We start from the raw sequence: 667 nt of genomic DNA, 5'->3' as shown, positions 1-667 counted from the left end.
CGGGCGGCCCGGGGGACGCCCGTGCCGGGGATCGGGGCCGATCTGTCCGGAGGACCGGCCTCCGGGGCGCTGGCGCTGCTGGCCGCGGGGCTGCCCGGGATGCCGGGGACCGTGCTGGGGCACGGGACGGGGGCGGGGGAGCGTCTGCTGGCCGTCACCTTCAACGACCTCGCCGGTGGGTCCGGTGGGGCGCGGGACGACGACGAGATGTCGCGGGCGGGGGCACTGGCCGCCAATCCGCGGCTGCACCACGTGGTGGTGACCGGCGCGGAGTCGACGCTTCCGTACGTCGATCTGGACGGGCCGCTCACGGACGAGCCCGGACCCTCGCTGGTGTCGGCCGCGCGGCACCGGGCACGGCTGGCGGCGGGGAGCGCGGATCACTTCACCGGGTACGGGGCGAAGCAGGTGCTGGACGCGCATCCGGCGCGGCTGGCCGATCTGCTGATGGACCGCAAGCGGCGGCATCTGGTGCGGCCGGTGGCCGCGCTGGCCAAGGCCGACGGGTCCGTGATGGTGCCCGCGCGCGTGTACGCCGCCGCTCGGCGGCTGGCGCGCACGCCGTACCGGGCGGGGCTGGAGTCGCTCGCGGAGCGGCTGTTGCGGCGGAGGCTGGACGACGACGGGCCCGGGGGTGCGGCGGATGCCTCGCTGGCCGCGCTGACCT

At 77.5% G+C, this 667-nt stretch carries 1 pseudogene; it reads left to right on the top strand.

Annotated elements, in window-relative coordinates:
- Positions 1 to 667: pseudogene (locus B7767_RS40305) on the top strand (asparagine synthase); the annotation flags it as partial.

The sequence above is a fragment of the Streptomyces sp. 13-12-16 genome, assembly GCF_002114215.1.
Lineage (GTDB): Bacteria > Actinomycetota > Actinomycetes > Streptomycetales > Streptomycetaceae > Streptomyces.
Note: the sequence above shows the minus strand (reverse complement) of the source record. Positions and strands in the feature narration are given on the sequence as shown.